At 60.3% G+C, this 23618-nt stretch carries 22 protein-coding genes; 7 read left to right on the forward strand and 15 right to left on the reverse strand.

Features of this window, described 5'->3' with window-relative positions:
* Positions 1 to 69: 69 nt before the first annotated feature.
* Complete coding sequence (locus QSK43_RS04175) at positions 70 to 726, reverse strand: invasion associated locus B family protein (RefSeq protein ID WP_332302419.1); 657 nt, start codon at positions 724 to 726, stop codon at positions 70 to 72.
* A 307-nt stretch (positions 727 to 1033) separates the two neighbouring features.
* Here QSK43_RS04175 and QSK43_RS04180 point away from each other — a divergent pair, with 307 nt between their 5' ends.
* Genes QSK43_RS04180 through QSK43_RS04190 form a run of 3 tightly spaced genes read left to right on the forward strand, consistent with a single transcriptional unit; the run spans position 1034 to position 4583 of the window.
* Entirely contained in the window at positions 1034 to 2881 is a 1848-nt protein-coding gene (locus QSK43_RS04180) for an extracellular solute-binding protein (RefSeq protein ID WP_332302420.1), read from the forward strand.
* A gap of 39 nt (positions 2882 to 2920) precedes the next feature.
* Positions 2921 to 3589 (forward strand): DsbA family oxidoreductase, encoded by a 669-nt coding sequence (locus tag QSK43_RS04185; RefSeq protein WP_045022667.1) that lies wholly within the window; start codon positions 2921 to 2923, stop codon positions 3587 to 3589.
* Positions 3590 to 3641: 52 nt separating this feature from the next.
* Positions 3642 to 4583: a DMT family transporter gene (locus QSK43_RS04190; protein ID WP_332302421.1), complete on the forward strand. Its 942-nt coding sequence runs from the start codon at positions 3642 to 3644 to the stop codon at positions 4581 to 4583.
* A gap of 127 nt (positions 4584 to 4710) precedes the next feature.
* Here QSK43_RS04190 and QSK43_RS04195 read toward each other — a convergent pair whose 3' ends face one another.
* The 3 genes from QSK43_RS04195 to QSK43_RS04205 all read right to left on the reverse strand — a co-directional run bounded on the left by QSK43_RS04195 (position 4711) and on the right by QSK43_RS04205 (position 9027).
* Positions 4711 to 5073, reverse strand: coding sequence for a hypothetical protein (locus QSK43_RS04195; RefSeq protein ID WP_332302422.1), 363 nt, complete (start codon positions 5071 to 5073; stop codon positions 4711 to 4713).
* Positions 5074 to 5214: 141 nt separating this feature from the next.
* A complete protein-coding gene (mfd, locus tag QSK43_RS04200) occupies positions 5215 to 8712 on the reverse strand; it encodes a transcription-repair coupling factor (protein ID WP_332302423.1) in 3498 nt (1165 codons plus the stop codon).
* A gap of 3 nt (positions 8713 to 8715) precedes the next feature.
* Entirely contained in the window at positions 8716 to 9027 is a 312-nt protein-coding gene (locus tag QSK43_RS04205) for an FAD assembly factor SdhE (protein ID WP_045022673.1), read from the reverse strand.
* Positions 9028 to 9214: 187 nt separating this feature from the next.
* Here QSK43_RS04205 and recG point away from each other — a divergent pair, with 187 nt between their 5' ends.
* Both recG and QSK43_RS04215 read left to right on the forward strand, forming a co-directional pair.
* A complete protein-coding gene (gene recG, locus QSK43_RS04210; RefSeq protein WP_332302424.1) occupies positions 9215 to 11320 on the forward strand; it encodes an ATP-dependent DNA helicase RecG in 2106 nt (701 codons plus the stop codon).
* Between the two features lie 14 nt (positions 11321 to 11334).
* The gene (locus QSK43_RS04215; RefSeq protein WP_045022677.1) at positions 11335 to 11607 is read left to right on the forward strand and encodes a hypothetical protein; all 273 of its coding nucleotides are present in this window, start codon (positions 11335 to 11337) and stop codon (positions 11605 to 11607) included.
* A 24-nt stretch (positions 11608 to 11631) separates the two neighbouring features.
* On the opposite strand, the gene QSK43_RS04220 is transcribed toward QSK43_RS04215, so the two are convergent.
* Both QSK43_RS04220 and QSK43_RS04225 read right to left on the reverse strand, forming a co-directional pair.
* Positions 11632 to 11922 (reverse strand): type II toxin-antitoxin system RelE/ParE family toxin, encoded by a 291-nt coding sequence (locus tag QSK43_RS04220; protein ID WP_332302425.1) that lies wholly within the window; start codon positions 11920 to 11922, stop codon positions 11632 to 11634.
* The gene (locus QSK43_RS04225) at positions 11919 to 12164 is read right to left on the reverse strand and encodes a CopG family ribbon-helix-helix protein (RefSeq protein WP_332302630.1); all 246 of its coding nucleotides are present in this window, start codon (positions 12162 to 12164) and stop codon (positions 11919 to 11921) included. Before QSK43_RS04225 ends, QSK43_RS04220 begins: the two co-directional genes overlap by 4 nt.
* Before the next feature lie 127 nt (positions 12165 to 12291).
* Here QSK43_RS04225 and QSK43_RS04230 point away from each other — a divergent pair, with 127 nt between their 5' ends.
* Positions 12292 to 12549, forward strand: a complete 258-nt coding sequence (locus QSK43_RS04230; RefSeq protein WP_045022680.1) for a type II toxin-antitoxin system Phd/YefM family antitoxin — start codon at positions 12292 to 12294, stop codon at positions 12547 to 12549.
* Positions 12546 to 12929, forward strand: a complete 384-nt coding sequence (locus QSK43_RS04235) for a type II toxin-antitoxin system VapC family toxin (protein WP_045022682.1) — start codon at positions 12546 to 12548, stop codon at positions 12927 to 12929. The genes QSK43_RS04230 and QSK43_RS04235 overlap by 4 nt, the downstream gene beginning before the upstream one ends.
* A 3-nt stretch (positions 12930 to 12932) precedes the next feature.
* Here QSK43_RS04235 and QSK43_RS04240 read toward each other — a convergent pair whose 3' ends face one another.
* The 9 genes from QSK43_RS04240 to QSK43_RS04280 form a co-directional block, all read right to left on the reverse strand.
* Positions 12933 to 13601, reverse strand: a complete 669-nt coding sequence (locus tag QSK43_RS04240) for a DUF502 domain-containing protein (RefSeq protein ID WP_045022684.1) — start codon at positions 13599 to 13601, stop codon at positions 12933 to 12935.
* 13 nt (positions 13602 to 13614) lie between these two features.
* Positions 13615 to 14118, reverse strand: a complete 504-nt coding sequence (locus tag QSK43_RS04245) for a GNAT family N-acetyltransferase (RefSeq protein ID WP_332302426.1) — start codon at positions 14116 to 14118, stop codon at positions 13615 to 13617.
* Positions 14115 to 15941 (reverse strand): glutamine--fructose-6-phosphate transaminase (isomerizing), encoded by a 1827-nt coding sequence (glmS, locus tag QSK43_RS04250; RefSeq protein ID WP_332302427.1) that lies wholly within the window; start codon positions 15939 to 15941, stop codon positions 14115 to 14117. The genes QSK43_RS04245 and glmS overlap by 4 nt, the downstream gene beginning before the upstream one ends.
* A 204-nt stretch (positions 15942 to 16145) precedes the next feature.
* Positions 16146 to 17507: a bifunctional UDP-N-acetylglucosamine diphosphorylase/glucosamine-1-phosphate N-acetyltransferase GlmU gene (gene glmU / locus QSK43_RS04255; RefSeq protein ID WP_332302428.1), complete on the reverse strand. Its 1362-nt coding sequence runs from the start codon at positions 17505 to 17507 to the stop codon at positions 16146 to 16148.
* Between the two features lie 207 nt (positions 17508 to 17714).
* Positions 17715 to 18452 (reverse strand): FadR/GntR family transcriptional regulator, encoded by a 738-nt coding sequence (locus tag QSK43_RS04260; RefSeq protein WP_332302631.1) that lies wholly within the window; start codon positions 18450 to 18452, stop codon positions 17715 to 17717.
* Between the two features lie 401 nt (positions 18453 to 18853).
* The gene (locus tag QSK43_RS04265) at positions 18854 to 19927 is read right to left on the reverse strand and encodes a BMP family ABC transporter substrate-binding protein (protein ID WP_332302429.1); all 1074 of its coding nucleotides are present in this window, start codon (positions 19925 to 19927) and stop codon (positions 18854 to 18856) included.
* Between the two features lie 37 nt (positions 19928 to 19964).
* Complete coding sequence (locus QSK43_RS04270; protein WP_045022696.1) at positions 19965 to 20885, reverse strand: ABC transporter permease; 921 nt, start codon at positions 20883 to 20885, stop codon at positions 19965 to 19967.
* Positions 20885 to 21976, reverse strand: coding sequence for an ABC transporter permease (locus QSK43_RS04275; RefSeq protein ID WP_332302430.1), 1092 nt, complete (start codon positions 21974 to 21976; stop codon positions 20885 to 20887). Before QSK43_RS04275 ends, QSK43_RS04270 begins: the two co-directional genes overlap by 1 nt.
* Entirely contained in the window at positions 21966 to 23522 is a 1557-nt protein-coding gene (locus QSK43_RS04280) for an ABC transporter ATP-binding protein (RefSeq protein WP_332302632.1), read from the reverse strand. Before QSK43_RS04280 ends, QSK43_RS04275 begins: the two co-directional genes overlap by 11 nt.
* Positions 23523 to 23618: the final 96 nt, after the last annotated feature.

Raw genomic sequence — 23618 nt, forward strand, 5'->3', positions numbered from 1 at the left:
AATCCCAAGACATAAAAAAACCGGTCTGTTGCCAGACCGGTTTTTTCGTTTTCGATGCTGGTGCAGCGATCAGGGCTTCGGCGCGCTCTTGGCGGCGTCCTGAGCGGCTTCCAGCTTCTTGCGAGCCTCTTCAGCCTTCTTCTGCATGCCTTCCTGCAGGGTGCGCTGGCTTTCGGCGAGCTGCGACTGGCTGATCGCCGCGCCGTCATAAGCACCCGTGAAACCGGAGAGCGCGATCTTGATGGGGTTCGGCGCACGGCGGAAGTTGATGGAGGTGAAGACCACCTCGCTACCCTTCTTCAGCGAAGCGATCATGGCGTCCGTCAGCGGAACTTCGGCCGTGCACTTGTCGGGCAGGCAAACGGCGTAATCGAGCTTCTGGCCCTTGCCGCCGTCGATCTGCATCATCACACCCGGAGGAACGAGACGCGCGGTCGGAACGGAAACCTGCAACAGCTTGCGGTTGACCTTGCCTTCAACGCTGATGAGGCCGACAGCGGTGATCATCTGGCCATTCTGGGCGAGAACCACATTCTGTACGACGCAGACATCGTTGTCTTCCTGCTTGGAGCAGGTCTTGAACCAGCCGAGCGGCGGAGCGCCAGCGCCTCCTGCGGCGGGAGCAGCATCCTGCGCCTGCGAGATGGCCGGAGCGGAAACCGCGCCCAGGGAAAGAACGAGAGCGGACAGAGCCGTCCGGGTGAATGTGTTTGCCTTTTGCATCATAAGAGTTCCGTCTCCTGAATGTCTGCCAGAACAGAACTGAGGGTCCTGCTCGCCGATGGCGGTATCCTTCTGCCCGTTCAACTGTCGTTTAAATGAGGCAAATGCGTGACCCGTCTCTTCCGGCCACCCTGTTACATGCCGATCGCGGCGATATCCAGCACTTCTTTAACTTTTTCTTGAGGAGGGCCAAGATTTCCCGCCCTCGCATGGGTCCGGCCATGGGCTTGTGCTACATATTTGCCAGAATCACGACGGAAATACCGTTCATGACGATAAATCGGACGGACAGTTGAGACAGGATAGTGACATGCGTAACCTTGCGGCCCTCATCCCCGCATTGTTTCTTTGGGGATCGGCCCTGTTTTCGCCGGAAGCCGCCGTGGCGCAGCCGCTTCACGCCATTTCCATGCACGGCACGCCGGCGCTTCCCGCCGACTTCCGGCATTTCCCCTATGTCAATCCGGACGTGAAGAAGGGCGGCCGCATTTCCTACGGCGTCGTCGGCACCTTCGACAGCCTCAACCCCTTTGTTCTCAAGGGGATGCGCACCACAGCGCGCGGCGTCTGGGACCCGGAATTCGGCAATCTTCTCTACGAACCGCTGATGCAACGCTCCAGCGACGAGCCTTTCAGCCTTTACGGCCTGCTCGCCGAAACTGTGGAGTGGGATGAGGAACGCACCTTCACCCAGTTCAACATCAATCCCAGGGCCAGATGGTCGGATGGCGAACCGGTGACGCCTGACGATGTGATCTTCACCTTCAATCTCCTGAAGGAAAAAGGCCGCCCTCCCTTCAACAGCCGTCTCGACGGCGTGGCGAAGCTGGAAAAAGTCGGCGAACACGGCGTCCGTTTCACCTTCAACGACAGGGCGAACCGCGAAACGCCGCTCATTCTCGCCTCCTCCACCCCGATTTTGCCGAAACACGCAATCGATCCGGAAAAATTCGAGCAGGCGGGTCTCGGCGCGGTCGTCGGCTCGGGTCCATACCGTATCAAGACATTGCGGCCGGGCGAGCGAATCATCTGGGAGCGGAACCCGGACTATTGGGGCAAGGATATCCCGAGCAAGGTCGGCTTCGAGAACTACGACGAGATCAGCGTCACCTATTTCCTTCAGGTCACCACCATGTTCGAGGCCTTCAAGAAGGGCGATATCGACATCTACCCCGAAGGCGACGCCATCAACGGCACGTCCGACACGTCCCATTGGGGACAGGCCTACAATTTCCCGGCCGTTCATCGCGGCGATATCGTCAAGGACGTGTTCCAGCCGCGCCTGCCATCGGGCATGTTCGGGCTGGTGTTCAACACCCGCCGCGCGGTCTTCGCCGACGAGAAGGTGCGCGAGGGCCTGTCCTACGCGCTCGATTTCGAGTGGATGAACAAGAACATTCTCGGCGGCGCCTTCAAGCGCACGCAGAGCTACTGGCAGAACTCCGTGCTTGGCGCCTATGGCAATGCCGCAGACGAGCGCGAGCTGGCGCTGCTTGGCGATGCAGCGAAGAACATGCCGCCGGAGCTATTGGCGGGAACCTATGCCCTGCCGACGACCGACGGGACCGGCGCGGACCGCAAGGTTCTGAAGCTTGCCGTCGATAAGCTGAAAGAGGCCGGATACACCATCAAGAATGGCAGGATGTCCGACGCCAACGGCCGCCAGCTCGCATTCGAGATCATGACGCAGAACCCGGCCCAGGAGCGCATAGCGCTTGCCTACCAGCGTTCGCTGAACCTGATCGGCGTCGCCATGGGCATCCGCTCGGTCGATGACGGCCAATATCAGGCACGCTCCAACGGCTTCGATTACGACATGATCATCCGCTCCCTGCCCTCCTCGCTTTCGCCGGGCGCCGAGCAGCTCAATCGCTGGAGTTCACTGTCGCGGGATGCGCAGGGCAGCTTCAACTATGCGGGCGCGGCCAGCCCCGACATAGACCGCATGATCGAGGCCCTGTTGCAGGCCCGCTCCACGGAGGATTTTCAGGCGGCAGTGCGCGGTTATGATCGCCTGCTGGTTGCCGGCCACTATGTCATTCCGCTTTACTACATCGGCGCGCAATGGGTAGCGCGCTGGAAATACATCGACCGCCCGGATATGACCCCGATATCAGGCAATCAGAAACAGACCTGGTGGGATGCACGGGCGCAATAACCCGCTCCTGCCCGGTCCAAGACAACGGAAGACAAAGCCATGGAACGCATCGTTATCGACGTCGTATCGGATATGGTCTGCCCCTGGTGTTATCTGGGCAAGGCAAGGCTCGATCTTGCCATTGCCGAGGTGCAGGACGAAATCAGCGTAGACGTGAACTGGCGGCCTTACCGCCTCAACCCGGATTACCCGCCGGAAGGCGTCGACCAGAAAGCCGCTCTCGAGGAAAAGCTCGGCAAGGAGCGTCTCGAACAGGCCCATGCCTCGCTGGTTGAACTCGGCGCCCAGGTCGGCATCCACTATGATTTCGACGCGATCAAGATCGGCCCGAACACGCTCGATGCGCACCGCCTGTCGCTCTGGGCGCACTCCGAAGGAAGAGACGTTCAGGAGAAGATCGTCACCGCTCTGTTCAAGGCGAATTTCGAGGAAGGCCGCAACATCGGCGATCACGCCGTGCTGACCGACATTGCCGAAAAGTCCGGCATGGACGCCAAGGTGGTCGCTCGGCTTCTGGCATCGGATGCGGACAAGGACACTGTTATCGCCGAGATCGACGCGGCGCAGCAGATGGGCGTTTCCGGCGTGCCGTTTTTCATCGTCGACCAGAAATACGCCATCAGCGGTGCGCAAACGCCTGACGTGTTGATTGCTGCATTGCGGGATATTGCAAAAATGAAGGCGGACGAGCATAAGTCGATGAACTGACGGTCGAACCACCGGCAGCTTACCCTAACCGATAGACTGTTGGTGTTTTCCCGTGTCCGACCAGACCCTGAAAGGCATTCTGCTTGCCTTTGCCGCCTTCGCTGCCTACGCATGGAGCGACGCGAGCGTTAAACTCATAGAAGGCCAGATTTCGCCGATCGAATCGGCCTTCTTCGGCGCCATGTTTGGCCTCGTCGCCCTGCCCTTCATCCGCAAGCGCAACGACCGCTGGGTGGACATCGTCAAGACGACGAACCGCCCCCTGTGGTTGCTGCGTTTCTTCGCGGCTGGTACCGGGGCCATCGGCAGCGTCACCGCTTTCACCCACCTCTCCATGGCCGAAGCTTTCGCACTGATCTTCCTGCTACCCTCCTTCGTCACCATCATGTCAGTGGTGTTTTTGAAGGAACAGGTCGGCATCAAGCGTTGGTCGGCGGTCATTGTCGGCTTTCTCGGCGTCCTCGTCATTCTGCGGCCGGGCTTCCGCGAATTGGGCATCGGCCATCTAGGCGCAATTGTCGGCGGTTCGAGCGGCGCGCTGTCGATCGTGATCTTTCGCGCCATGGGGCCTTCCGAAAAGAACGTCTCGCTTTATGGAGCGGGCGTGCTCGGCTGTCTGACGATCAGCGGCCTTGCCATGATACCCACCTTCGCCCTGCCGAACGGCGAACAATGGCTGCTTCTGGCGGGTTACGGCCTGCTCGGGGCGATCGCCAACGTGCTGGTCATGTATGCCGCGAAATACGCGCCCGCCGCAGTGATCGGCCCGACGCAATATAGCCAGATGCTCTGGGCCATCCTGTTCGGTTACCTGATCTTCGGTGACCATATCGACAGATGGATGCTGGTCGGCATCGCCCTCATCGTCGGCTCCGGCCTTCTGACACTGATCCGTGAAAAGCAGAGAAAGGTACCGCTGCCGGCCTCGATCGCTGCGACGGACCAGAATGTGGCAGTGGCGATCACGCCGGAAGATGCGCCGAAAAACCCATGAGGGGCCGCATCAATTCCCGGGAGCGCGTCCGATAGCTAGACGCGCTCTATATCCCTGGTACACATTTTCCGGAGGTAATGCCGCTACGCGGTTTTGCTGGAAATGTGGTGGCGCATCGGTTGAGAGATCAATAGCACACGCGTGTGCGGTACATGTCACCCCAGCCATCCTGACGCCAGGCCGTGTGGCAGCGCGGATATACGGGTTCATAAACAACGCGCGGACCGTATACCGGCTGGGCGTAGACGGGTGGACCGTAAGCATATGCGGGCGGCGGGCCATAGGCGTAGGCGGGCGGACCGTAAGCGTAACCCGAATTTCTTGCTCCGGCGATGAGAGCGCCGCCAACGATGGTGCCGGCAATGCCGGCCGCAAGGCCGCGTCCGAAATTATTGCGTGCTTCCGCCTGGCTTGTCGTGGCAATTGTGGTACCCGCAATTGTCAAAGCAACCAGACCAGCGGTAACGAACCTGTTGATGTTGGTCCACATAGTCTTGCTCCTTGGTCGCCCGACTGCGGCCTACATCATGACCGCACCAGGCATGAAGCAGAGACTACGCCGGCAATTTTTACCGGCATATGTCCGTTTCCTTAAATCCCCGTAATGTCGGCCCGCTTGTGAAGCAGCCACTCAGGAGCGGGCCAGTTCCGCAAGCTGCGTCATGATCATCGCCGCACCCGTCAGCCGTTTTTCCGGCGTGGGCAGGTCGCGGGTCAGGAACAGGCTGTGGTCGGGGCGGATTTTGGCCATCGAGCCCTGCTTGCCGATATAGGCGACGAGAGCCGCCGGGTTCGGGAATTCCTTGTGGCGGAATTGCAGGACCACACCCTTCGGTCCGGCATCCACCTTCTCGACATTGGCGGTACGGCAGAGCGACTTGATGTAAACGATCTTGAGAAGGTGCTGGACTTCCTTCGGCAGCGGCCCGAAACGGTCGATCATTTCCGCGCCGAAACCATCGATCTCGCTTATATCGGCAAGCTCGCCGAGACGGCGGTAGAGACCCATGCGCAGATGCAGGTCCGGCACGTAATCTTCCGGGATCATCACCGAGGTGCCGACCGAGATTTGCGGCGACCAGCCGGTGTCCCTCACCTCCTCGTCGCCCTTCACCTCGGCCACCGCCTCCTCCAGCATCTGCTGGTAAAGCTCGAAACCGACTTCCTTGATGTGACCGGATTGCTCCTCGCCGAGCAGATTGCCCGCGCCGCGAATATCGAGGTCGTGGCTGGCAAGCTGGAACCCGGCCCCAAGCGTATCGAGCGATTGCAACACCTTCAGCCGCCGCTCGGCCATCGTCGTCAACACCTTGTTGACCGGCAGGGTAAACAGCGCAAAGGCGCGTACCTTGGAGCGGCCGACGCGGCCGCGCAGCTGGTAAAGCTGGGCAAGACCGAACATATCGGCGCGGTGCACGATCAGCGTATTGGCGGTCGGCACATCGAGACCGGATTCGACGATGGTGGTCGAAAGCAACACATCGTATTTGCCGTCATAAAAGGCGTTCATGATGTCTTCGAGTTCGCCCGCCGCCATCTGGCCGTGCGCCACCGCCACCTTCAGCTCAGGCACATCCGATTGCAGGAATGCGTGAATATCGGCGAGATCGGCAAGGCGCGGGCAGACGTAGAAACTCTGGCCGCCACGATAATGCTCGCGCATCAGCGTTTCGCGGATCACCAGCGGATCGAACGGCGAGATGAAGGTGCGCACCGCCATGCGGTCCACCGGCGGCGTGGTGATCAGCGAAAGCTCGCGCACGCCGGTCATGGCCAGTTGCAATGTGCGCGGAATGGGCGTCGCCGAAAGCGTCAGCACATGCACGTCGCTTTTCAGCTCCTTCAGGCGCTCCTTGTGCTTCACGCCGAAATGCTGCTCTTCGTCGATGATCAGCAGGCCGAGATTGGCGAAGTTGATGCCCGCGCCAAGCAGCGCGTGGGTGCCGACGACGATATCCGTCTTTCCGTCAGCCACTTCCTTTTTGGTAAGCGCAAGCTCCTTGGAACCGACAAGGCGCGAGGCCTGTTGCACCCGGATCGGCAGCCCGCGAAACCGTTCGGAAAAAGTTCGGAAATGCTGCCGGGAAAGCAGTGTGGTCGGCACCACGACCGCCACCTGAACGCCATTCATGGCCGCAAGGAAAGCGGCGCGCAACGCCACTTCCGTCTTGCCGAAACCGACATCGCCGCAGATGAGGCGATCCATCGGCCGCCCGGCACCGAGATCGTCACGAACCGCGTCGATGGCGTTCTGCTGGTCTTCGGTCTCATCATAAGGAAAACGGGCGGAAAACTCATCGTAAAGCCCATCGGGTGCGGCCAGAACCGGCGCATGGCGCACCAGACGCGCGGCCGCGATGCGGATAAGCTCGTCGGCCATGTCGAGCAGGCGCTTCTTGAGCTTGGCCTTGCGCATCTGCCATGCGCCGCCACCCAACCTGTCGAGCGTGGCTTCCGCCGCGTCGGAGCCATAACGCGAGAGGAGATCGATGTTCTCAACCGGCAGGAACAGCTTTGCATCGTCAGCGTAGTGCAGCTCCAGACAGGCGCGCGGTGCACCCGCCGCTTCGATGGTCTGGAGACCGACGAACCGGCCGATACCGTGCTCGGCGTGAACGACGAGCGATCCCACGTCCAGCCCCGCGACTTCCGAGATGAAGTCCGCGCCGCGCTTGCGGCGCTTGGAGCGGCGCACCATGCGGTCGCCGAGAATATCCTGCTCGCCGATGATCGCCAGCGTTCCGGTCTCAAACCCGGCCTCGAGGCTCAAAACTGCCGCCGCAGCCTCGCCCTTGCCGAGCGTCTCCACCTCTTTCAGAGATGCCACCGACTTGATCTTTTCAAGCCCGTGTTCGTTCAAGACCTGCAACAGCCGGTCGAGCGAGCCTTCCGACCAGCCAGTGATCAGCACCTTCCAGCCCTTGGCGCGGCGTTCGGCAATGTGCTTTACCGCCAGATCGAAAACGTTGATCCGCTCTTCGCTATTGCTTTCGGTCAGCGGGCGGGCCCAGCGCGGGCCGACATGGGCGTCCAGCGTCGCGACCGGATGGCCCTCGCTATCGTGCTCGTTGAAGGGCGTCAGCCGCACGGCATTGACGCTCGCAAGCGCCGTGTCGAAACTCTTGCCGTCGAGATAGAGTTGCCCCGGCGATACCGGCTTATAGGGCGCGCCCTGCGTCGAGCCTTTGGTCTCACCGGAAGCCCGCCGCGCCTCGTAATAGTCATGGACCAGCTTGGAGCGTTCCTTCGCCGCCTCGCGCGCCGTATGGTCGGTGACGATGCGGAAGCCCTGAAGGTAGTCGAAGGCGGTTTCCAGCTTCTCGTAAAACAGCGGCAGCCAATGCTCCATGCCGGCATAACGGCGGCCTTCGGAGACGGCCTGATAAAGAGAATCGTCGCGCGTCGCAGCGCCGAACAGCGACAGGTAATTCTTCCGGAAACGGCCGATCGTATCCGGCGTCAGCGTCACTTCGCTCATCGGGTTGAGATCAAGCGAGCGCGCCTGGGAGATGGTGCGCTGGCTGGCCGGATCAAAGGTGCGGATACTTTCCAGCGTATCGCCGAAGAAATCGAGCCGCACCGGCTCTTCCGTGCCTGGCACAAAAACATCGAGAATACCGCCGCGCACGGCGAATTCGCCGACTTCGCGCACCGTCGCCACCCGGTCGAAACCGTTGCGCTCCAGCCGCGCGGCAATCTCTTCCATGCGGATCTGATTGCCGGGGCGAGCAGAAAAACCAAGATTTTCAATGATGTCGCGCGGCGCCATCTTCTGCAGCATGGCGTTGACGGTAACGAGCACGATGGCCGGATGCGGTTTCTTCGCGTGGTTGTTGAGCCCGGCAAGCGCCGCAAGCCGCCGCGCCGAGGTGTCGGCGCTCGGTGACACGCGGTCGTAGGGCAGGCAATCCCAGGCCGGCAGCGACATGACCGGAATATCCGGCGCGACGAAACCGAGGATCTGTTCCAGATCGGCGACCCGCTGGCCATCCGACATCACATAGGCAACCGATGTCCCTGCCCGCGCCATGTCGGCCAAAAGCAGGGCTTCCATGCCGGAGGGTACATTTCCGATGGTCAGCGGCGTATCGGCCGACGTCACCAGCTTTGCATCGAATCCGGCTATCATGTTTCAGGCCTTCAAGGTTTCGGATGTGACGAGATCGAAATCCGGGCGGTAGGAGGTGATCTTTTCAAACAGCGGGGTCTGGAATTTTTCCGGTACGGCCAGAGCGCCCGTCACCATTTGAACCAGGTCCTGATCCTCTTCCGCCATGATGATTTCCAGCTCATCGAGCTGTTCGTCGGAGAGCGTGGCGATATGGTCTTCCGCGAATTGCCCGAGCACGAGATCCATCTCGCGAATGCCCCGGTGCCAGCAGCGGTAAAGTATCCGCCTGCGTCTAGGATCGAGGTCGGCGCTCGTGCGCACCAGTCCAGTCATCGCATTCACCTTTCGGTTGGCTATTCAACAAGATGTTGATTGCGACCTCCTATAGAACAGGAGGCGAACGCTTGGAACCGGTTTTTATCGAAATAATGCCACGGCAGCTAAAAACTGCCGGTGATAAACCGCCTTTGTCGGCACGCAAGTCTTGCATAACGCGTCCCCTTCCCCGATTTTGCTGACCATGCGCCCCGCCATTCTCGATCCGCTATTTGCTTCCGTTTCCACCCTTGCCGGTGTGGGGCCGAAGCTTGCCGATCTTCTGGCAAAACTGCTGAGCCGGGAAAACGCCGAAGACACCCGCGTGATCGACCTTCTGTTCCACGCGCCGTCCAACGTCATCGACCGGCGCAACCGCCCCGGCATCGCGCTTGCGGCCCCCGGCGCCATTGTCACCATTCAGGGACGGATCGACCGCCATCAGCCGCCGCCATCAGGCAACCGCTCCGCACCCTACCGGGTTTTCCTGCATGACGAGACCGGCGAGTTGGCGCTGACCTTCTTCCGCGCCAAGGGCGATTGGCTTTCCAAGGCGCTGCCCGTCGATGAAGAGGTTCTCGTCAGCGGCAAGGTGGACTGGTTCAACGGCCGCGCCTCCATGGTGCATCCGGATTTCATGGTGAAGCTTTCCGAGGCCGAAAACCTGCCGTTGGTGGAAGCCGTCTATCCCATGACCGCCGGGCTGTCTCCCAAGGTGTTGAGACGGGCGATCGAAGGCGGGCTTTCCAAACTGCCCGCCTTCCCCGAATGGATCGACGAGACCCTGATGGCCCGGCAGAGCTTCGGCGATGTGGCATCGAGCTTCCGCGAGCTGCACGACCCGCGCGACAGCGCCGATATCGAGCCACAAGCCCCGGCGCGCAGACGGCTCGCCTATGACGAATTTCTCGCCGGGCAGCTTTCACTCGCGCTGGTGCGGCAGCGGCTGCGCAAGGTGGCGGGCCAGCCGATCCGCGCCAAGGGCGACGTCGCCGCGAAAATCCTGTCGCTATTGCCCTTCTCGCTGACATCAAGCCAGAGCGCTGCGGTAAAGGACATCCTGACCGATATGGCAGGCGAAGACCGTATGCTTCGCCTGCTGCAGGGCGATGTCGGCGCAGGCAAGACGCTGGTGGCGCTGATGGCGATGGCAACAGCCGTCGAGGCCGGTGGACAGGCGGTGCTGATGGCGCCGACCGAAATCCTTGCCCGGCAACATTTCGCCACCATCTCCAAACTCGCCAATGCCGCAGGCATCACCGTCGAGGTGCTGACCGGCCGCACCAAGGGCAAGGAACGCCGTGAGATCGAGGAGCGCGTGGCCTCCGGTGAAGCACAAATCGTCATCGGCACCCATGCACTGTTTCAGGACAGTGTCAGTTACAAGAACCTCGTGCTTGCCGTGGTGGACGAACAGCACCGTTTCGGCGTGCATCAGCGCCTGCGCCTCACCGCCAAGGGCATCACGCCGCATATGCTGGTCATGACCGCCACCCCCATTCCGCGCACTCTGGTTCTGGCCGCCTTCGGCGACATGGACGTGTCGAAACTCACCGAAAAACCCGCTGGCCGCAAACCCATCCAGACCGTAACGATCCCCACCGAACGTATCGGCGACATTGTCGAGCGGCTGCGCGCAGCACTTAAGGAAGGCAAGAAGGCCTACTGGATCTGCCCGCTGGTGGAAGAAACAGAAGAGTCCGACCTGATGTCGGCGGAGGAGCGGCATGCGGTGCTCTCGCAGATGCTCGGAGCCAATATCGGCCTCATCCACGGGCGTATGAGCGGCCCGGAGAAGGACGCCGCCATGCTGGCCTTCAAGAGCGGCGAAACCCGGCTGCTGGTGGCAACGACGGTGGTGGAAGTGGGCGTCGACGTACCGGACGCCTCAATCATGGTCATCGAGCACGCCGAACGTTTCGGCCTTGCCCAGCTTCACCAGCTGCGCGGCCGCGTCGGGCGCGGCGAAGAGGCCTCCACCTGCATCCTGCTCTATAAGGGTCCGCTCAGCGAAAACGGCCGTGCCCGGCTTTCCATCCTGCGCGACAGCGAGGACGGTTTCCTGATCGCCGAGGAAGACCTGAAGCTGCGCGGCGAAGGCGAGTTGCTCGGCACCCGCCAGTCCGGCACACCGGGCTTCCGCATCGCCAGCCTCGAAGCCCATGCCGACCTCTTGGAAATCGCCCGCAAGGACGCGGCTTACGTCATCGAGCGTGATCCGGAACTAACAGGCCCACGCGGCGACAGCCTGCGCACCCTGCTCTACCTGCACCGCCGCGACGAAGCGATCCGCTTCCTGCACGCCGGCTGAAAGTTGTGACCGCCATGAACATGATCGACCCACGCCGCCCGCCGCCTGCCTTCAGAAAGGGCTACGCGCTCTGCTCGCCGCAAAATATCCTGCAACCGGATACATTCGCCAAAAGCCAGAAGAAAGCTATCGGCAAGGCCTTCAAAAAGCCGGGCCGCAAAAAGGCATGGGAAGAGGCGCTGGAGGAAGGCTGGAGCGTGCGGCTGGTCTATATGCGGCTTTTCGTTCCCGTGTTCCACGCTACGAGCACAGGGACAGAGGTGGATGATCTGGATGACGAGGATTGATCGGGAAGTCTGAGCGACCGTTGACTAGAGTGTCGAAGGCCATCGCTGCGAGGTGTGGATGACCGTCAGAATTTCGATATCCCCGCCAACACGATAGGCGACGATATAGGAAATGTCGGAAAGTACGGCTTCCCGCGTTCCCCTGATGCGCCCAACCCGCCCCATAGCTGGCTGCTCCACCAACATATCGACCGCTGAAACAATGCGGAAAATCACGCGCGCCGCAGCGACTGAATTGTCCGTTTCGATGTGCGCGCCAATTTCATCGAGCCGCCGCAGCGCCCGCAAGGTCCAGAGAATTCTCCGGTCGCTCATGACGGGCGGGCGGGCTTGACGTATTTACCGATAATGTTTGCGAGATCTTCAGGCGTCCCAAACTCCCCGCGATCCGCTTCCGCCACACCGGCCTCGATCTCGGCAAGCTGCCACTCTTCCCGGGCAACGTAGTCCTCAATCGCCCGCGCAGCCATATAGGACCGCGAGCGGTCAAGCTTTTCCGCCAGCTGATCAAGTTTGTCAGTGACCTCGTCCGGCAAGCGCACCGTGAATGCAGTCATGATCCCGACCTTTCCTGGTTCATTGCGATTATTGGTGAACCACATTGGTTCGTCAAGGCTCACTCCGGCATTGATATGGTCCATGAAATGGACTATTTTTACGTGGAGAAAAATCCGGGAAATCCCCATGCAGATATCCGTGACTGACGCTAAAGGCCAGCTTACAGAACTGGTACGCCGCGCCGAGGCTGGTGATGAAATCATTCTCACACGGCACGGCCATGCAGCCGTGCGGCTGGTTCCGGTCACTGCCGTGGTGGATAAAACCTCCCGTAGGGCCGTGCTTGCAAAAGTGCGCGCGGCAGTCGCAAACAAAGCCGATGATGGCCCGGATGCCGCGCATAGTCAGGATTTCCTCTATGACGAGCACGGCCTTCCCAAATGATCGCAATCGATACGTCGGCTCTGATGGCGATCCTGCTCGATGAACCCGAAGCAGATGCCTGTGCCTCGGCTCTCGAAACGGATGAGCCTCTGCTGATTTCAGCCGGCACGCTTGCGGAAGCCTTGATTGTAGCACAACGGCGCGACCGCAGCCGCGAACTAGAAATGCTGATCGAAGGGCTGAGCGTTGACGTCAGACACGTCACCCCCAAATCGGCGCACGGCGTTTCCGAAGCCTATCGCATCTGGGGAAAGGGCATTCATCCGGCCGGGCTGAATTTCGGGGACTGTTTTGCCTACGATCTGGCGAAAACAGAAGGCTGCCCCTTGCTTTATGTCGGCAACGACTTTTCCCGAACCGATATCGTCAGCGTTCTCTAACTCTCAAACCGGCGCGATCATCTTCGGCGGGGTGAAATCCGGGGCCACCAGACCGCCGGAAATCAGCAGTTTTGCCGCGTCCTCCGGCGTCATATCCAGCATCACGATCTTGTCTTTCGGCACGAACAGCAAGAAACCCGCTGTCGGCACTGGCGTCGGCGGCAGGAAGACGGCGACCATCTGCTGGCCCATTTCGTTGAAGCGATGGGCAATCTCGCCCTTCACATCGGAGGATACGAACACCATCGCCCACATTCCGGGTGAAGGAAACTCGATCAGGCCGACCTTCTTGAAAGAGTTCGAATGCTCTTTCAGAACGGATTCGAACATCTGCTTGATGCTCTTGTAGATCGGCCGCACCAGCGGCATGCGATTGAGAACGGATTCGCCGACGCCGACGATCCATTTGCCGATGAGGTTATTGCCGAGAAAACCGATGAGCGTAATGCCGACGACGGCGATCAGGAGGCCGAAGCCGGGGATGGCCACATCGAAATATTGCTCGGGATCGTAACGGGCGGGAATATAGGGCTTAACCCAGCTATCCGCCCATTGCAGGAAACTCCACACCAGCCACATGGTAATGGTGACGGGCGCGAGGATGAGGACGCCCGTGAGGAAGCTGTTGCGCAGACGGGCTGCGAATGAAATTTTGACTGGAATATCGGTCATTTACCGTACGGAATTAAGCGTTGTCGCTATCGAAACCCGGATGAAAACCGACAATGCCGGATGGAGTTCCGCCATGCAAGCGGAGAACTGTGAAATATTCGTCAGGAATCCCTTCGCCGCTCAGGCCCTCAACGTGGCGAAAACCGAAGCGACCGTAATATTCGGGGTCGCCCGCAACAACTGCGCCGGCAGCGCTCAGACGCTCCAGCGCTGCAAGCCCTTCCCGCACCAGCCCGGAGCCGACACCCTGCCTTTGCCGATCCGGCGTGACGGAGAGTGGAGCAAGGCAGAACCAGCCGGTCTCGCCGCTGGTCAGCGTCACCGGCGAGAACCCGACATGGCCGATGATGCCTTCGCTGTCCTCGGCAACCAGTGAAATCGTGAGCGCGCCGGCTTTGCTCAGCCGCTCGACGATCAGATGTTCGGTCTGACTGCTGTAATCGACGTTACGGAAGGCATCTTCCGTAACGCGAGCGATCGCCTCTTCGTCGCCCGGCTGTTCCGGCCGGATTATCATTCCACCGTCACCGATTTCGCCAGATTGCGCGGCTGATCCACATCCGTGCCCATGAAGACGGCAGTGTGGTAAGCGAGCAACTGGATCGGCAGCGAAAAGACCATCGGCGCGATCAGCTCGTCGACATTGGGCAGCGTGATCGTCGCCATCGTTTCCAGCTTGGAGGCAGCAGCACCCTTCTCGTCGGTGATGAAGATGATCTTGCCGCCACGCGCGGCGACTTCCTGCATGTTCGAAATGGTTTTTTCGAAGAAGCGGTCATGCGGCGCAATGACGATAACAGGCATGTTCTCGTCGATCAGCGCAATCGGCCCATGCTTCAACTCGCCGGCGGCGTAACCTTCGGCATGGATATAGGAGATTTCCTTGAGCTTCAGCGCGCCTTCCAGCGCCAGCGGGAAGCTGGTGCCACGGCCGAGATAAAGCACATCCTTGAAACGCGACAGATCGCGGGAAAGCGCCTCGATCTGCGGCTGGATGCTGTTGAGAACCTTGCTCATGATGCGCGGCATCTCGATGAGATGGCGAACCAGTTCGGTTTCCTGCTGCGGTGTGATCGTGCCACGCGCCTTGCCGGCGGCGACTGCCAGCGAAGCCAGCACGGCAAGCTGGCAGGTGAAGGCCTTGGTGGAGGCGACGCCGATTTCCGGGCCGGCAAGGATCGGAAAGATGGCGTCCGATTCGCGCGCCATGGTCGATTCACGCGTATTGACCACCGCGCCGATCTTCAGTCCCTCTTGCTGGCAATAACGCAGGGCCGCCAGCGTATCGGCGGTTTCGCCCGATTGCGAAATGAACAGCGCGGCCTGCGTGGGGACGAGCGGGATATCGCGGTAACGGAATTCCGACGCCACATCGATTTCCACCGGCAAACGCGCATAACGCTCGAACCAGTATTTGCCGATCAGGCCGGACAGATAGGCCGTGCCGCAGGCGGAAATGGCAAGGCCGGAAAGCTTGGCGAAATCGATCGCCTTGTCAGCATCCTTCACGGTTTTGGAGGCGAAATCCACATAGTGGCTGAGCGCATGGGAAATGACTTCCGGCTGCTCGTAGATTTCCTTTTCCATGAAGTGGCGGTGGTTGCCCTTGTCGACCACGAAAGCCGTCGCCTGCGAAATCTGGCGCTCGCGCTTCACCGGCTTGCCGGAGAAATCGATGATTTCCGCGCCTTGACGGGTCACGATGGCGCAATCGCCATCCACCAGATAGGTGATCTCGTTGGTGAAGGGCGACAGCGCAATCGCATCGGAGCCCAGGAACATTTCGCCCTTGCCGTAACCGACGGCAAGCGGCGGGCCGGAACGCGCCGAAAGCAGCGTGCCAGGCTCATCCTGAAACATCACCACCAGCGCATAGGCGCCCGTCACGCGGTTCAGCATCTTCAGCATCGCCTCGCGATGGCCAAGACCTTCACGGGTGTATTTTGCCAGAAGCTGCGCCACCACTTCGGTGTCGGTCTGGGTGGTGAAGGTGGCACCCTCGGCGCTCAGCTCATCGCGCAATTCGGAGAAGTTTTCGATGATGCCGTTATGCACAACGGCAACGCCTTCAACGAAATGCGGGTGAGCATTGGTTTCGTTCGGTACGCCATGGGTCGCCCAGCGGGTATGCGCGATGCCGACGACGCCCGGCAGCGGCTCTTGCGAAAGCAGCTTCTCCAGGTTGAACAGCTTTCCTTCCGCGCGGCGGCGGTCCATCGCACCATTGTCGATGGTGGCGACACCAGCCGAATCGTAACCGCGATATTCGAGACGCTTCAGCGCATCGACAAGCCGTTCAGCAACGGGCTGGGTTCCGACAATTCCGACAATTCCGCACATATATTTCTCCAGACGGCGATCTCTTCGCCGAAACTTCCAGAGTATTTCCGCCTTTCCCTGAAATGCGAAAATACTCCACCTTTTTGTTCTGACGCATTTCCGGACGTAAAACCGCTACGCACTTTTACTGGAAATGCTTTAACCGTTTCTCTGAAATCGGCAATTATGCCGCCGGTCACTTTCAGTATCGCTCGGTAACGTCTTTCAAGACGATCTTTTCTTCGATTCCTTCAGCGCCTTCGCCCGCTCGCGCACGAGGGTTGCCCTGCCCGGTTTCACTTCCTGCCGAGCGCGCCCGAAAGCCAGCGCGTCGGCCGGCACGTCATCGGTAATCACGCTGCCCGAGGCGATATAGGCCCCGTCTCCGATGGTGACGGGAGCGACCAGCGACGAATTCGAGCCGATGAAGCTATTGGCTCCGATCCGCGTTTCGGCCTTGTTGTAGCCGTCGTAATTGCAGGTGATGGTGCCAGCGCCGATATTGCTGCCCGCGCCGATGAACGCATCGCCGATATAGGTCAGATGGTTGACCTTGGCGCCCTCGCCGATTTCCGCCTTCTTGACTTCGCAGAAATTGCCGACCTTGGCATTGGCGTGAAGATTGGCGCCCGGACGCAACCGCGCATAGGGACCCACAGCTGCCCCTTGCGCGACATAAGCCCCTTCCAGATGCGAAAACGCATGGATGACAGCACCCGGCTCGATCGTCACACCGGGACCGATGACGACATTCGGCTCGATCAGCACGTCCTGACCGATCTTCGTGTCGAAGGAAAGAAACACGGTTTCTGGCGCGATCATCGAAACACCGTCCACCATCAATTCGTGGCGTCGGCGCTCCTGCCAGAGCTTCTCTATAAAGGCCAGTTCTGCGCGGTTGTTGCAGCCGAGCAGCTCCGTTTCCGGTGCATCGATGGCAACGGCACGGCGGCCGAGAGACCGAGCGATCTCGACGATATCGGTCAGATAATATTCGCCCTTCACATTGCCGTTGCCGATCCGGTCGAGCAGATCCAGCGCATTGCGGCCGTTGATGGCCATCAATCCGCTGTTGCACCAGGTTACCTTGCGTTCCTCGTCGGTGGCGTCCTTTTCCTCGCGGATCGCCACCAGCTCGCCATTCTCGACCAGCAGCCGGCCATAACCCGTGGGCCGGTCGGTATGGAAGCCGATGACGGCGACGTCGGCACCGGCGGCAATCGCCTCGCGCGCCCGGTCGAGCGTTGCGGAGGTGATGAGCGGCACATCGCCATAAGCGACGATGACATCATCAAACCCGCGCTCGATGGCCGGGCGTGCGGCAAGAACCGCATGGCCGGTGCCCTTGCGTTCCTTCTGCAAAAAAGCTTCCACCTGCATGCCATGAAGACTGGCGGCGGCAGTGACATTATCGGCATCGCGCCCGACCACCAGCGCCACCGCGCCGACGCCCGCTCCAGCCACCGCCTCCACTACATGCGCGATCATCGGACGCCCGGCGACCGGATGCAGCACCTTGGATTTCGAAGACTTCATGCGCGTGCTGTCGCCCGCTGCGAGAATAACGGCTAGAGAGCTGCGCTCCATAAGACCTCCAACACCTGTCACCGGCCGCAAGACGGGCGGGACAGCGGCATATATTTGACTTTACGCCGGCAGGCTTGAGCGGACGGCGCGTCGGTGATTGCATTCCGGCATTGCTATAACGGCGCCTCACTTAAGAAACCATGCAAATCTGCACCAAATTTCCGCGCCGATTTTCATGAAACGTGATCAGCGGCGGGCAGGCATGATCTATCGGCGGGAGCTACGGGCCGTGAATTCGAGTATCTGCTGGCGACCGTTTTCAATCAGCCTTTCCATTTCGCGACGGGCCGCAGCCTCGTCGCGCAGGCGAAGCGCCTCGACGAGCCGCAAGTGAGAGGCGGAGACGTCGGAAATTTCGTTGGGATCGGCCTCCGGGTTGCTCATCCGGAAAATACCCGCCAGAGCCGCCTTTATCAGCGAACCGACCGTGCGCATGAACGGGTTGCCGGACATTTCGGTAATGAGGACATGGAAATTCATGTCCGCAAGCGCCCGCTTTTCCTTGGAATAGGCCGTATTGCCCATCTCGTTGGCGTAAGCGGCAAGTTTTGAAATATCGGCGTCTTTTGCCCTGATGGCGGCAAGGCCCGCGCCATAGGGTTCGAAAGCCTGGCGGATATCGTAAAGATGCAGCAGGAATTCCTCGCTGACACCAGCCTCGAAGTGCCAGAGCAGCACCTCGCTATCGAACATGTTCCAGCTTTCGCGCTCCGTCACGCGGGTGCCGATGCGCGCCTTGGGGGAAATCATGCCCTTGGCGGTGAGCGTCTTCATCGCCTCGCGAAGCACCGTTCGGGAAACTTTCAGCCGCTCCATCAGCTCGGCGTCGCCCGGCAGGATGTCACCCGTCTTGAAAAAGCCGGACACGATATCGAGACCGAGCTTGTGAACGACCTGTGCATGATTTGTCCGCAACTTTCGAAAACCGATCGCCGCATCGAGCATTCCGCGCTGCAAATTCCATGTCCTTCCGTTCGGTTGACGATGTAAAAATCGCGCCTGACTTGTGTAATCCAAGAAAGCAGCCCGATTTTCAACGCAGAATACAGTGAAAAACATCAACGAGCGTGAAAAGCAAAGCCAAACTTCGTTCGAATAATAAAACACATCAAAAAAACAAAGACCGCGCATGAATGTCATGCGCGGCCTCAGTGGTGACAACAGATATCGAACACCGCTTCCGTCATGCCGGACTTGATCCGGCATCCAGCCACGACGCGTCTGCGCCGTGAGAAACGAGTCTATCGCGATCAGTGACTTGATCGCACTGGACCCCGGATCAAGTCCGGGGTGACGGAGTGCAGACGCGACGTCGATTGCAAACCAAAAAGCACCGTCAAGTCCGATTACTGCGGCAGCTTGTCGTCCACGCCGGCAACGTAGAAGTTGAGACCGAGCAGAACCTTGTCTTCGGCCTTTTCACCGGCCTTCAACCATTCCGAACCGTCCTGCTTCTTCACCGGACCGGTGAAGGGATGCAGCTCGCCCGACTTGATCTTGGCTTCGGTGTCCTCAGCCATCTTCTTCACGTCATCAGGCATGTTGGTGTAGGGCGCCATGGTCAGGATGCCGTCCTTCAGGCCGTCCCAGACGGATTCGGACTTCCAGGTACCGTCAAGCAAAGCCTGCGTGCGCTTGATGTAATAAGCGCCCCAGGTGTCCTTGATGGCGGTGAGCTGCGTCTGCGGACCGGCCGCGATCATGTCGGAAGCCTGGCCGAACGCCTTGATGCCGCGTTCCGCCGCAACCTGCATCGGTGCGGTGGTGTCGGTGTGCTGCGTCAGGATATCGACGCCCTGGTCGATCAAAGCCTTGGCGGCATCGGCTTCCTTGCCGGGGTCGAACCAGGTGTTGGCCCAGACGACCTTGACTTTGAACTCCGGATTGACGGACTGCGCGCCAAGAACGAAGGCGTCGATGCCCATCACCACTTCCGGGATCGGGAAGGAAGCGATGTAACCGGCAACACCCTTCTTCGACATTTTCGCGGCGATCTGGCCCTGAATGTAACGGCCTTCATAGAAACGCGAATTGTAGGTCGCAACGTTTTCGGCATTCTTGAAGCCGGTGGCGTGCTCGAACTTCACCTTGGGGAACTTCTGGGCAACCTTCACGGTGGCGTCCATGAAGCCGAAGGAGGTGGTGTAGACCAGCTCGCAGCCCGAGCGGGCCATGCGCTCGATGGCGCGCTCCGCATCCGGACCTTCCGGAACGCTTTCGAGGAACGGCGTTTCGATCTTGTCGCCGAAATGCGCCTGAAGTTCCTGACGGCCGATTTCATGCGCCTGCGTCCAGCCGCCATCGGTGCGGGAACCGACATAGATGAAGCAGACCTTTTTGGCGTCGGCAGCCTCGACTGAGGAAACGACGCCTCCGAGAGCCGCGATGGAAGCGGCAAGTGCGATGACCAGTTTTTTCATTTTTACCCCTGTTTGGTTTGGAAATTTGAGAGTTTTTTCATCGATCCGGTACGAAGGATTTACCCAATGATGCCGGCGTGTTGATCAAGGTCGTGCGGCGATTATGCGAGATGATGACCAGCACGACAATAGTAGCGAGATAGGGCAGCGCCGAAAGCAGTTGCGACGGCACCCCGATACCGAATGCCTGCGCATGCAATTGCCCGATGGACACGGCGCCAAACAGATAACCGCCCGCCAGAACCCGCCATGGACGCCAGGAGGCGAAGACGACGAGCGCGAGCGCAATCCAACCCCGCCCGGCCGACATGTTTTCCACCCATTGCGGGGTGTAGACAAGCGACAGCTGCGCACCAGCAAGACCGGCGCAGGCGCCGCCGAACATGACAGCCAGATAACGCGTGCGGATGACGTTGATGCCAAGAGCATGGGCGGAAGCGTGACTGTCGCCGATGGCGCGGATCTTGAGGCCGGCACGGCTCTTGAACAAAAACCAGCCTGTGCCGAAGACCAGCGCGACGGACATATAGAAGATCAGATCCTGCCTAAACAGCAACGGGCCGATGAAGGGAATATCCGACAGCAGCGGAAAGACGATGGGCTGCAGCTTGACGCCCGGCAGGCCGACGAAACTCTCGCCCAGCATACCGGAAACACCGAGACCAAGAATGGTGAGCGCAAGACCCGTCGCCACCTGGTTGGTCACGAGTGTCAGTGTCAGGAAACCGAACAGCAGCGAGAAAACCGCACCGGAAGCAATGCCTGCCAGAATGCCGAGATAGGGCGAACCGGTCATATGCGCCGCCGCAAAGGCGCAGACCGCGCCCATGATCATCATGCCCTCGACGCCGAGATTGAGGACGCCTGAGCGCTCCGCCACAAGCTCGCCGGAGGCGGCAAGAACGAGCGGCGTCGCAGCGGTTATGACGGTGAGGAGAATGGCCTGAAGCATATCCATCATGCCGCTCCTTCTTTATGATGCGCCTTACCGGCGAAGACGACCCTGATGCGATAGAAGATCAGCGTGTCGCAGGACAGCACGAAGAACAGCATCAGCCCCTGAAACACGCGTGTCACCTTGTCCGACACGCCGATGGAAAGCTGCGCCGCCTCACCGCCGAGATAGGTCAGCGCCAGCACCAGCCCCGAAAGGATGATGCCGAGCGGATTGAGACGGCCAAGAAAGGCGACGATGATGGCCGTGAAGCCGTAGCCCGGCGAAATGCTGGGCTGGAGATGGCCGATGGAGCCGGAGGCCTCCGATATGCCCGCAAGCCCCGCCAGCGCGCCGGAGAGCAGCAGCGAAAACCAGACCATGCGGCTCGATGAGAAACCGGCGAAGCGCCCGGCCCGCGCCGATTGCCCGAGAACCGTAACCTCGAAGCCTTTCAGCATGTAGCGCATCATGAACCACAGCGCGATGGCGGCGACGATGGCGAAAACGAAACCCCAATGCGCCCGGCCCGATGCCAGCATTTCCGGCAGGACGGCGCTGTCGTTGAAGGCTTTCGTCTGCGGAAAATTGTAGCCGCCCGGATCGCGCCAGATGCCGCGCGTCAGCCAGTCGAGAAAAAGCTGCGCGACATAGACCAGCATCAGGCTGACGAGGATTTCGTTGGTGTTGAATCTCGTCTTCAAAAGTGCGGGAATACCCGCGTAAAGCGCGCCGCCAATGGCGCCCATCACCATCATCAGCGGCAGGATCAGCGGCGAATGCCAATCCGGATAAAGCACCGGCAGGATGGAACCCGTGATCGCACCGATGGTGAACTGCCCCTCCGCGCCGATGTTCCAGTTGTTGGAGCGATAACAGATAGACAGGCCAACGCCGATCAGGATCAGCGGTGCGGCCTTGATCGCCAGTTCATGCAGCGACCAGACCTCCAGAAGCGGCTCGATGAAAAAGGCATAAAGCGCATCGATCGGGTTTTTGCCGAGCATGGCGAACATGACGGCGCCGACGAGCAGCGTCAGCACCAGCGCCAGAAGCGGCGAAAGAAGGGTGAATAGCCTCGAAACCCCTGCCCGTTTTTCAAGCTCAATGCGCATGCTGGGCGGCTCCTGACTGTGTGTGGATGCCGCCCATCAGCAGGCCGATCTTTTCAAGTGTCATCTCTTCCACCGGATGGGCCTGCGAAAGCTTTCCGTCGGAAATGACCGCGATATTGGTGGCGACCTCAAAGATTTCATCGAGGTCCTGACTGATGACGATGACGGCCGAGCCTGCCTTTGCAAGATCGACCAGCGCCTGGCGGATGCGGCTAGCAGCCCCCGCATCCACGCCCCAGGTCGGCTGGTTGACAACAAGCACTGCCGGCTGGCGATCAAGTTCGCGCCCGACGATGAATTTTTGCAGGTTGCCGCCAGACAGCGATCCGGCCAGAGGATCCGCACCGCTTTTGCGCACATCCATGGTTTCCGATACGCGCCGCGCCGCCGCCTTGATGGCAGAGCCCCTGATGATGCGCAGAAAACCGCCAGTCAGAAACGCCTTGGCGTCAGAGCGCGCCCGCGCCAGCAGCAGGTTATCGGAAAGGCTCATGCCGGGAACGGCGGCGTGGCCGTGGCGCTCCTCCGGCACGAAACCGGCACCCATCAACCTGCGGCCATTGATGCCAAGGCGACCGACCGGCTTGCCACGCAGATGGATGGCATCGTTGTTATAGATCGGATATTCGCCGGAGAGCGCGTCGAACAGCTCGCCTTGGCCGTTTCCGGCCACACCGGCAATTGCCAGCACCTCGCCGGCGCGCACATTCATGGAAATCGACTTCAACGCCACGGCAAAGGGCGTGCGTGGCACAACGGAAAGCCCCATGACTTCGATCTGCGGTTGGCCAAGCGCTTCACCCGTCGGTCGCGAAACGCTTGCGACATCGCTGCCCACCATCATGCGCGCCAGAGACGCAGGGGTTTCCTTGCGCGGATCGCAGGCGCCTGTCACCTTGCCATGGCGCAGAACGGTGGCGCGATCACAGATGCGCTGCACCTCTTCCAGTCGGTGGCTGATATAAAGCACCGAACGGCCTTCGGCTTTCAGCTTTGCCAGCGTCTCGAACAGCTTGTCCGCCTCCTGCGGCGTCAGCACCGATGTCGGTTCGTCGAGAATGATGAGGCGCGGGTTTTGCAACAGGGCGCGCACGATCTCGATCCGCTGACGCTCGCCGACCGAAAGATCGGCCACATGCGCTTGAGGATCGAGCGGCAGGCCATAGGCGCGCGAAAGCTGTTCCGCTTCCTTGGCTATTTCCTTCAGTGAAATTTTCGGATCGAGGGACAGGGCAATGTTTTCAGCAACCGTCAGCGCCTCGAACAGGGAGAAATGCTGGAAAACCATGCCGATGCCGAGCTTGCGGGCCTCACTTGGCGAACCGATGAAAACCGGTTGGCCCTGCCAGACGATATCGCCCTCGGACGGCGAGAGGACACCGAACAGCATCTTGACGAGCGTGGATTTACCCGCGCCGTTTTCACCCAGAAGCGCGTGGATTTCGCCCGGCGCTATATCGAGGTCGATGCCGTTGCATGCGGCGAAATTGCCGAACAGCTTGGTCAGCTTGCGAACGGACAGGAGAGGCACGGCCTCCGGCGCCAAAGTTCCAGTCACGAATTCCCTCTCTCACCGGCCACCCATGCTTTCTGCGAAGCACTTCAGTGACCGTAGTCATTGTTCCCAATCACCGGGCAACGC

This window comes from Rhizobium sp. GR12 (genome assembly GCF_036596185.1).
Lineage (GTDB): Bacteria > Pseudomonadota > Alphaproteobacteria > Rhizobiales > Rhizobiaceae > Agrobacterium > Agrobacterium nepotum.

Excerpts from the sequence above, each read along its gene's own strand:
- QSK43_RS04270 (WP_045022696.1), bottom strand. The coding sequence starts at position 20,885 with ATGGATATGCTTCAGGCCATTCTCCTCACCGTCATAACCGCTGCGACG.
- glmS (WP_332302427.1), bottom strand. The coding sequence starts at position 15,941 with ATGTGCGGAATTGTCGGAATTGTCGGAACCCAGCCCGTTGCTGAACGG.
- QSK43_RS04220 (WP_332302425.1), bottom strand. The coding sequence starts at position 11,922 with ATGAGCGACCGGAGAATTCTCTGGACCTTGCGGGCGCTGCGGCGGCTC.
- QSK43_RS04235 (WP_045022682.1), top strand. The coding sequence starts at position 12,546 with ATGATCGCAATCGATACGTCGGCTCTGATGGCGATCCTGCTCGATGAA.
- QSK43_RS04175 (WP_332302419.1), bottom strand. The coding sequence starts at position 726 with ATGATGCAAAAGGCAAACACATTCACCCGGACGGCTCTGTCCGCTCTC.
- QSK43_RS04265 (WP_332302429.1), bottom strand. The coding sequence starts at position 19,927 with ATGAAAAAACTGGTCATCGCACTTGCCGCTTCCATCGCGGCTCTCGGA.
- glmU (WP_332302428.1), bottom strand. The coding sequence starts at position 17,507 with ATGGAGCGCAGCTCTCTAGCCGTTATTCTCGCAGCGGGCGACAGCACG.
- QSK43_RS04205 (WP_045022673.1), bottom strand. The coding sequence starts at position 9,027 with ATGACTGGACTGGTGCGCACGAGCGCCGACCTCGATCCTAGACGCAGG.
- QSK43_RS04195 (WP_332302422.1), bottom strand. The coding sequence starts at position 5,073 with ATGTGGACCAACATCAACAGGTTCGTTACCGCTGGTCTGGTTGCTTTG.
- QSK43_RS04245 (WP_332302426.1), bottom strand. The coding sequence starts at position 14,118 with ATGATAATCCGGCCGGAACAGCCGGGCGACGAAGAGGCGATCGCTCGC.
- QSK43_RS04180 (WP_332302420.1), top strand. The coding sequence starts at position 1,034 with ATGCGTAACCTTGCGGCCCTCATCCCCGCATTGTTTCTTTGGGGATCG.
- QSK43_RS04215 (WP_045022677.1), top strand. The coding sequence starts at position 11,335 with ATGAACATGATCGACCCACGCCGCCCGCCGCCTGCCTTCAGAAAGGGC.
- QSK43_RS04225 (WP_332302630.1), bottom strand. The coding sequence starts at position 12,164 with ATGACTGCATTCACGGTGCGCTTGCCGGACGAGGTCACTGACAAACTT.
- QSK43_RS04185 (WP_045022667.1), top strand. The coding sequence starts at position 2,921 with ATGGAACGCATCGTTATCGACGTCGTATCGGATATGGTCTGCCCCTGG.
- QSK43_RS04260 (WP_332302631.1), bottom strand. The coding sequence starts at position 18,452 with ATGCTCGATGCGGCGATCGGTTTTCGAAAGTTGCGGACAAATCATGCA.
- QSK43_RS04230 (WP_045022680.1), top strand. The coding sequence starts at position 12,292 with ATGCAGATATCCGTGACTGACGCTAAAGGCCAGCTTACAGAACTGGTA.
- QSK43_RS04275 (WP_332302430.1), bottom strand. The coding sequence starts at position 21,976 with ATGCGCATTGAGCTTGAAAAACGGGCAGGGGTTTCGAGGCTATTCACC.
- QSK43_RS04240 (WP_045022684.1), bottom strand. The coding sequence starts at position 13,601 with ATGACCGATATTCCAGTCAAAATTTCATTCGCAGCCCGTCTGCGCAAC.
- mfd (WP_332302423.1), bottom strand. The coding sequence starts at position 8,712 with ATGATAGCCGGATTCGATGCAAAGCTGGTGACGTCGGCCGATACGCCG.
- recG (WP_332302424.1), top strand. The coding sequence starts at position 9,215 with ATGCGCCCCGCCATTCTCGATCCGCTATTTGCTTCCGTTTCCACCCTT.